Source organism: Halanaerobiales bacterium, from assembly GCA_035270125.1.
Classification (GTDB): domain Bacteria; phylum Bacillota; class Halanaerobiia; order Halanaerobiales; family DATFIM01; genus DATFIM01.
On record DATFIM010000194.1, the window covers coordinates 1 to 7764 of the forward strand.

A 7764-nucleotide genomic window follows, 5' to 3' on the forward strand; every position below is an offset into this window, starting at 1 on the left:
TTAATTCTAAATCAAACATTTTAATTCTCCCCTTCTTTTTCATTATCCTTATCATTGTAAATTTCTGCAGATAATGTTGAATAAACTATTTCCCACTGTTTTTTATGTTTTTCTAATTCTAATTCTCCTTTTTTCTTTAAAAAATAATATTTTCTTCTCCTTCCTGATTCAGGCTTTTCCCAATAAGATTCAATAAATCCTTTATCTTCAAGTCTGTGTAATACTGGATATAACATTCCTTCAGTCCAGATAATTTCATTATCAGAAGATTTTTTTATAATTTTGATTATTTCATAACCATAACTATCCTCTTTTTTTAAAATCCCCAAAATAAGAGGTGTAGCTGAAGCAGCAATTAAATCTTTTGATATATCCATAATAACCTCCAATACCTAGAAATACTATGTATACTTTATTATACCTAGAACTTATAGGTAAATCAAGAAATATAATGATATAAGTAATTTTTTAAAAAAGTGTATCTCAGGATACAACTATATATATTATTATATGATATTATATATATATTAAATCAGATATTCACAAGGAGGACTTGAAAAATGAAAAAAAATTTAATGGGAAACACAGTAAAAGTATTGTCCTTAGGAATGGCTTTAATGTTAATGTTTTCTCTTGGTTTTATAGGTATTAGTTCAGCCAGTAATCATGGTGATATGAAAGATATTGTTGATACTGCAATAGAAGCTGAAGGATTTAATACATTGGTAACCGCTATTCAGGAAGCTGGTTTAGTAGAAGCACTTAAAGGTGAAGGGCCATATACAGTTTTTGCCCCAACTGATCAAGCTTTCTCAGAATTACCAGAAGGTACTTTAGATAATTTATTAGAAAATCCAGATCAATTAAAGAATGTATTATTATTCCACGTAGTGAATGGTAAAGTAATGGCTGAAGATGTACTTGAAATGGATGGAACTATGGTAGAAACCCTTTTTGGGGAGAGTATTACAATAAGTATAGAAGAAGGCAATGTGTATATTAATAATGCACAGGTAACAGTGACAGATATTGAAACCAGTAATGGTGTAATTCATGTAATAAATAAAGTTTTAGTACCAGAAAATTTATAAAAAAATATAACCGCAAGTAATCCAACAAAGATTATTTGCGGTCTTATTTTATTCACTTATTATTTTTAAATTCCCAAAAACAGCATCTGCTTTTATAAAAATTCTTTTTCTTTCTGAGTCCTCGACTTCATTCTGATAGGTATAATCTCCAAAAACAATATTATTGCCTTCAGGCATACGAACAGAACCAAAAGCAGAACTTGCATCTATCAATACTGGATGATCTTTGTTTATCCTTAGTACTCCATTTCCAAAAATAACATTTATTTCAATAGGCTTATTCGTTTCTTCAATTATCAGCTCTCTCATATCAATTTCTCCGGTTCCAAAAATTATATTATACTCTTCATTAATGTTTTTAGTGACCTTAATATCAGTATTAGTAAATAATGATATATTATCATCTGTTCTAAAAAGTGGTTTTCCTAACAACATTGTCAATCCCAAATAAATTAATATAAGAGCAAATAAAACTCTAAAAAAGGGTATATTAATACCATATTCTCTCAAGATTGCAGATAAACCAAATAAAATTAAAATTATACCCAATAAAATATTCCCTGGAAAAAAATATAATTTCATCTAAAACTCCCCCCTCTCTTCTCTTTTTTTTCTTAATTCATTTTTTTTATTATAAATATAATTCACCATAACACTAATTTTATCCTTTATTATTTTAAAAAATTTCCAGATAATTATATTTTTCAATAACATTTGAAAGTACTATGTAAATATATTATCATTAGTAGTGTTGTAACTTTTATATAATAATTTTAAATAAGGAGATGAAAATGAAAAAAAGACTATCCGAAAAAATAAAATTTAAAATAATTGCTTTTTATTTAATAACATTAATAGCTTTTGCGTTATTTACTACCCCTTTAAATGAAATTTTGCCTGGTTATAAAAAAATTCTATTTTCAACAGATATTTTAATTTCTGATTATATTAAAATTGGAGGCCTGGGTTCAGCTTTCATTAATTCTGGTTTGTTAGGCCTTATTGCTTTGTTGTTTATTAAAATAAATAAAACAAAATTAAATGGTTTAAGTATAGCCGCAATCTTTACTATATCTGGTTTTTCACTTTTTGGCAAAAATACAATTAATGTTATCCCTATCATTATAGGTGTATGGTTTTATTCAATTTATCAAAAAGAAAATTTTAATAAATTTATCATACCAGCTTTATTTGGAACAGCACTTGCCCCTATGGTAAGTCAAATAGCTTCTATATTTAATTTTTCTATAACAGGAATTATTTTTGGAACTCTTTTAGGAATAATTATAGGTTTTATTATTCCTCCTATTGCCTCCCATGTTATTGTAGCCCATGAGGGGTTTAACTTATATAATATTGGTTTTACGGCTGGTATAATAGGAACCATTTTAATTTCGGTATTTAGAGCCTTTAATTTTGATTTCCAGGGCCATCTTATCTGGTCCACTAATTTTACTAAACCAATATTTATTTTTCTTTGTTTATATTTTACATCAATGATCATAATTGGTTATTTATTAGCCAATCAAAATAACCAGTCAATTAAAAATTTAAAAAAGTTATGGAAAAGACCAGGACGAGCAGTAACAGATTTTGTCATTTCAGATGGTTTCCCACTCACCCTAATCAATATGGGAATTATGGGTCTTGCATATACATTGCTTATCATTTTAATAAAAGCACCTCTAAATGGACCTGTAGTTGGTGGTATTTTTACTATAGTAGGATTTTCTGCTTTTGGAAAACATCCTTTTAATACTGGTCCGGTAGTTATTGGAGTATTATTAGGAGCATTAACAAAAGGTTGGACACTACAAAATCCTTCTTTTATTTTAGCTCTTTTATTTTCGACAACTCTTGCTCCTATTGCTGGATTTTTTGGTAGTATAAGTGGAATTATTGCCGGATTTTTACACTTAACTGTTGTTGGTAATTTAGTTTATTTACATGGTGGTCTAAATCTATATAATAACGGTTTTTCTGGGGGACTTGTAGCAACATTTTTATACCCCCTACTTGATGGATTAAAAAAGGAGAGATAATATGAAACACGAAAAAATGAAGTTGGTAAAATTATTAGATGAAATTCTTTGTTTTTCTTTTATTCATGATGCTACAGAGATGAATATTAACATCAAAATGGATGATGAAAAATATATTATCCAATTTAAAGACAACTCTAAAGGTGTTTCTAAAGAAAGAATTGAAAATATAAAAGAAATGATTAATGTTGAAAAACAACCAGAAATGGAAGAATATTATTGGGAATTAGTAGGACAACAGGACTATAATGATGAATTTACTCTTGTTGGGCTTATGTCTGATAAAGCAAGCATCCATTATGATCCCGAAAAAGGATTAAGCTTAACTTTATACAGAAATTTTAAAAAAAATAATAAATAAAATTTTTATATTTAAATATGGGCAAATAGTTTAACATAATCATTATTATCCTTGATTACTCCATAAGCTTTTGCTCTATATTTTATTTTTTTAGCCCAGCTTCTATGAGGATTGATTTCATTCATCTTATTTTCATTTTTGCTTTTTATAACCCCATCTGAAGTGTCTAAAATTTGAAGTGCATCTTCATATTTTTCTTTAGGAACTGCCTGCATTGCATTAACATATTTTATCTGACTGGGATGTATAATTCCTTTACCTATGAAACCATTAGCCTTATCAAGTAGTACTTCTCTTAATAAACCATCTATAGCTTTATTAATAAATGTTTCTTTTCTAAATAAGATGTCAGGGAAATCCTTTTCTTTTAATTTTGTATAATTGACTTCATTATCATTATCAAAATATTCCCAGACCGGTCCTGAAAAAATATAGTTTTTATCTTTTCTATTAAAATAATTCATTATATCAGTTAAACAATCTTTTACATTCATCAAGTCATAAATAGTATTATCTATATTTCTTCGCAAATTAAATAAAGATGAAAAGTCAGTCCCTCCAATCCCCATATCTAAAATTAATTCATCATAAGAACTTATTATTTTTTTTATATTCATTAATTCATCTGATCTATTTTCTTTATAGGCAACTTTTTCATCTTCTAAAACAGGTAAAGAATATAATATTTCATCAAATTCATTATTTAATTTTTTTAAATGTTCCAGATACTGATTTCCATTATTTGAATTAAACTTTGGTAATTCAAAACCAGTTAAAATTTTTATATGATTTTTATTTAACTGTTTGGTGAATTTTTTAAATTGCTTAAGATTTCTTGGTCTTATTAAAAATAAAGGTAGCTTATTATGAGATAACTCTCTGGAATCGATTTTTTTAGATACAAAAGTTAACAATTCAATTACATTTTCTTCTGCTTTAGATAAATCTTTACCTTCAATCCCATCTTCAAAATCTAAAACCATTGTTGTTAATCCTGGAAATTTATTATTTATTATTGCACTTTTTATATTTTTAGTTCCTGGTGTATATAATATTGCTCCCAGACAATATTGCAAGAATTCTCTATCAGTATATTTATTAAACTCCCCAGGCTCTTTTATAAAATTAAAATCAGGATTGTATTGATGATGTCTCATCTTTTCCTCCTTTCTAAAATTTATTATTTATCATTTTCAATTTTTATCTGAGCTCTTTCGTTAAAAAAACTTTTGGCACCAAAAGTAACCAGAAGATAAACAGTTAGAGTTACACTCCCCAGGATCCCCATCATAATTGCTATCTGATATTTAATTGCAGTTATAGGTGTAGCACCTGCTAACATTTGTCCGGTCATCATTCCTGGCAAAAATACAATCCCCATTCCAAGCATAGAATTTAATGTAGGTAAAATAGCATTATAAAAAGCTCGATTACTAATTTCTTTACTGGCTTCAGCCGGATCAGCTCCCAGCATTAAAGCATTTTCTATTAATTCTTTATTATCCTTTATACCATTTACTAAACCTTCAACCCCTAACGAAATACCGGTCATTGAATTACCAATTAACATTCCGGAAAGGGGAATAAAATATTGAGGTTTAAACCATGGTTCCAAATTTACTACAATTAAGATAAAATATAAGATACTTATTACTGTTCCAGTAATCATAGAAAAAGCTATAACCATTTTCAAATTTTTAGATATTTTTCTTTGCACCCTTCCAAAAATATTGAAAATAGCAAACCCTTCCATTAAAACCAAAATACCTAAAATAATATAAGGATTTGGATTTTGAAAAATATATGTTAAAACAAAACCAACAATAACTAATTGAATAGTCATTCTCAGAGAAGCAAGTATTATTTGACCCTGATTACCGATTTTTTTATATTTTACTATAGCTAATAAAATTAATACAAAAATATAAGCTGAAATAAGTCTTATTAATTCAATATTTATAGTTCCTTCCATAAATAAAACCTTCCTTTCTATTTATTTCTATTTAATTGCTTTTATCAATTTTCCCGTGATTAATAGTAACAATCTCATCACCATATTCTTTAGCTATTTTAGTAGAGTGAGTTACCATTATTAAAGTTCCATTTTTTCTTTTTATATAATTAACTACTGTATCTATTATTAACTTTTCAGTTTTTTCATCAAGTGCAGAAGAAGGCTCATCTAAAAGAAGAATATTAGGTTCTAAAAGCAATATTCTAGCTAAAGAAATCCGTTGTTTTTCTCCACCGGATAAATCTTCAGCAATTTTATCAAGTTTTTGTTCCTCCAAACCTACTTTTCCCAGAATTTCTTTATAAGCTTTCTTACTTTTTGTTTTTAATTCTGCATACTTTAGAGCTAAATCAAAGTTATCTTTTATGGTTCCAGAAAAAACCACAGGATTTTGAGGCAACATAGGTATTTCACGTCTTAATTCTACAGGGTCATAATCAACTATATTTTTACCTTTGAATTTTATAATCCCAGAAGAAGGAGATATCATATTATTTAATAGCTTTAAAAATGTAGTTTTACCTCCCCCACTTTTTCCAACAATACAGGTTATTTTATTTTCTTCTAATTCTAAATTATTTACTTTTAAGATATCTTTATATTTTACATTATTTAATTTAAACATTTATTGTTCACCTTCCTTAATTATTACAATTATATCTTTTCTTTCATTATAATTATAATACATGATTTGTCAATTAAATAAAAGGAAATTGGGATTTATTGTAGAAAAAATAATATAGACTATCTTAATTATCTCACTTTTTGTTGGGAAGGGGAAAATAATGAGAAATTTAAATCTATTAACTGATTATTATCAATTAACTATGGCTCAGGGTTATTATAAAAAGGGAAAAGAAGAAAAAGCAGTTTTTGATCTTTTTTATAGGAGGAATCCCTGTAATAATGGATATGCTATTTTCACTGGTTTAGAGCAAATTATTGAATATGTTGAAAATTTTGATTTTGAAAAGGATGATATAGAATACTTAAAAAATCAGGGTTTTGATGATAAGTTCCTAGAATATCTTAAAAATTTCAGTTTTACCGGAGATATCTATTCAGTACCTGAAGGAAGTGTTGTTTTTCCAAAAGAACCACTACTTAAAGTTGAAGCTCCTATACTTCAGGCCCAATTACTAGAAACCCCATTACTTAATTTTATTAATCATCAATCTTTAATAGCTACAAAAGCAGCTAGAATTACTAAAGCAACCCAGGGGAAAAATGTACTTGAATTTGGTTTACGAAGAGCTCATGGCCCTGATGCAGGTATATATGGTGCGCGAGCAGCTGTAATTGGAGGTTGTAGTGGTACTTCCAATGTTTTAGCAGGCAAAAAATTCGGAGTAAATGTAAGTGGAACTCATGCCCATAGTTGGATAATGAGTTTTGATAGTGAATTGGAAGCTTTTCGTACCTATGCCAATAACTTTCCTAATAGCTGTATCTTATTGGTAGATACTTATGATACTTTAAAATCAGGAGTACCTAATGCAATAAAAGTATTTAAAGAGATGAGAGAAAAGGGAATTGATTCTGATTTTTACGGTATTAGACTGGATAGTGGTGATTTAGCCTATTTATCTAAAGAATCAAGAAAAATGTTAGATGAGGCAGGATTTGAAGATGCAGTAATAATTGCTTCAAGCAGTCTTGATGAAAATGTAATTACATCTTTAAATCTACAGGGAGCTAAAATAGATCTCTATGGAGTGGGAACTAAACTAATAACTTCTCATGATTGTCCTTCGTTTGGCGCAGTTTATAAAATGAGCGAATATAATAATGAACCAAAAATAAAAATTTCTGATAATATAGAAAAAGTAACCAATCCTGGAAATAAAAAATTGATTAGAATTTATGATAAAAATACAATGACTATTAGAGCTGATCTAATTGCTCTTCAGGATGAAGAAATTAAAGAAAATGGCCCTATTACTCTTTTTGATTCAAGAGATTCATGGAAAACAACCACTCTTAAAAAAGGAAGTTATAAATTACGAGAAATGCTTAATCCAATTTTTCAAAATGGAAAGTTAGTTTATGATTCACCTTCAGTTCAGGAAATAAAAAAATATACTGAAAAAGAAAAAGAAAGTTTAGGTAATGAATATAAACGTTTAACTAATCCTCATATTATGAAAGTAGATTTATCTGATAAATTATTTGATTTAAAAAGAAAATTATTAAATCAAAATAGCCAAAAATAAATTAACTTCTAAAATAAAAAGCCGCCTTAAATGGCGGCTTGTT

The 7764-nt window shown here is 27.6% G+C and carries 9 protein-coding genes; 4 read left to right on the plus strand and 5 right to left on the minus strand.

Annotated features, from left to right (window positions below; genetic code table 11):
- Positions 1-20 precede the first annotated feature (20 nt).
- Entirely contained in the window at positions 21-377 is a 357-nt protein-coding gene (locus VJ881_09830) for a PadR family transcriptional regulator (protein HKL76352.1), read from the minus strand.
- Between the two features lie 183 nt (positions 378-560).
- Here VJ881_09830 and VJ881_09835 point away from each other — a divergent pair, with 183 nt between their 5' ends.
- Positions 561-1091: a fasciclin domain-containing protein gene (locus tag VJ881_09835; protein ID HKL76353.1), complete on the plus strand. Its 531-nt coding sequence runs from the start codon at positions 561-563 to the stop codon at positions 1089-1091.
- A 48-nt stretch (positions 1092-1139) separates the two neighbouring features.
- On the opposite strand, the gene VJ881_09840 is transcribed toward VJ881_09835, so the two are convergent.
- Positions 1140-1673 carry a LiaF domain-containing protein gene (locus VJ881_09840; GenBank protein ID HKL76354.1) on the minus strand — a complete coding sequence of 178 codons (534 nt, stop codon included), beginning with the start codon at positions 1671-1673 and terminating at the stop codon, positions 1140-1142.
- A 209-nt stretch (positions 1674-1882) separates the two neighbouring features.
- Here VJ881_09840 and VJ881_09845 point away from each other — a divergent pair, with 209 nt between their 5' ends.
- Positions 1883-3133, plus strand: a complete 1251-nt coding sequence (locus VJ881_09845) for a DUF1576 domain-containing protein (GenBank protein ID HKL76355.1) — start codon at positions 1883-1885, stop codon at positions 3131-3133.
- Position 3134: 1 nt separating this feature from the next.
- A complete protein-coding gene (locus tag VJ881_09850; GenBank protein ID HKL76356.1) occupies positions 3135-3494 on the plus strand; it encodes a hypothetical protein in 360 nt (119 codons plus the stop codon).
- An 11-nt stretch (positions 3495-3505) separates the two neighbouring features.
- Here the strand turns inward: VJ881_09850 and VJ881_09855 are convergent, their stop codons facing one another.
- The 3 genes from VJ881_09855 to VJ881_09865 are packed head-to-tail and all read right to left on the minus strand — an operon-like array spanning position 3506 to position 6133.
- Positions 3506-4651, minus strand: coding sequence for an HpcH/HpaI aldolase/citrate lyase family protein (locus tag VJ881_09855; protein ID HKL76357.1), 1146 nt, complete (start codon positions 4649-4651; stop codon positions 3506-3508).
- Positions 4652-4674: 23 nt separating this feature from the next.
- Positions 4675-5466, minus strand: a complete 792-nt coding sequence (gene fetB, locus VJ881_09860; GenBank protein ID HKL76358.1) for an iron export ABC transporter permease subunit FetB — start codon at positions 5464-5466, stop codon at positions 4675-4677.
- Positions 5467-5497: 31 nt separating this feature from the next.
- Entirely contained in the window at positions 5498-6133 is a 636-nt protein-coding gene (locus tag VJ881_09865) for an ABC transporter ATP-binding protein (GenBank protein HKL76359.1), read from the minus strand.
- A gap of 160 nt (positions 6134-6293) precedes the next feature.
- On the opposite strand from VJ881_09865, the gene VJ881_09870 reads away from it, so the two are divergent.
- The gene (locus tag VJ881_09870; protein HKL76360.1) at positions 6294-7721 is read left to right on the plus strand and encodes a nicotinate phosphoribosyltransferase; all 1428 of its coding nucleotides are present in this window, start codon (positions 6294-6296) and stop codon (positions 7719-7721) included.
- Positions 7722-7764 lie beyond the last annotated feature (43 nt).

Excerpts from the sequence above, each read along its gene's own strand:
- fetB (HKL76358.1), bottom strand. The coding sequence starts at position 5,466 with ATGGAAGGAACTATAAATATTGAATTAATAAGACTTATTTCAGCTTAT.
- VJ881_09840 (HKL76354.1), bottom strand. The coding sequence starts at position 1,673 with ATGAAATTATATTTTTTTCCAGGGAATATTTTATTGGGTATAATTTTA.
- VJ881_09850 (HKL76356.1), top strand. The coding sequence starts at position 3,135 with ATGAAACACGAAAAAATGAAGTTGGTAAAATTATTAGATGAAATTCTT.
- VJ881_09830 (HKL76352.1), bottom strand. The coding sequence starts at position 377 with ATGGATATATCAAAAGATTTAATTGCTGCTTCAGCTACACCTCTTATT.
- VJ881_09835 (HKL76353.1), top strand. The coding sequence starts at position 561 with ATGAAAAAAAATTTAATGGGAAACACAGTAAAAGTATTGTCCTTAGGA.
- VJ881_09865 (HKL76359.1), bottom strand. The coding sequence starts at position 6,133 with ATGTTTAAATTAAATAATGTAAAATATAAAGATATCTTAAAAGTAAAT.
- VJ881_09845 (HKL76355.1), top strand. The coding sequence starts at position 1,883 with ATGAAAAAAAGACTATCCGAAAAAATAAAATTTAAAATAATTGCTTTT.
- VJ881_09855 (HKL76357.1), bottom strand. The coding sequence starts at position 4,651 with ATGAGACATCATCAATACAATCCTGATTTTAATTTTATAAAAGAGCCT.
- VJ881_09870 (HKL76360.1), top strand. The coding sequence starts at position 6,294 with ATGAGAAATTTAAATCTATTAACTGATTATTATCAATTAACTATGGCT.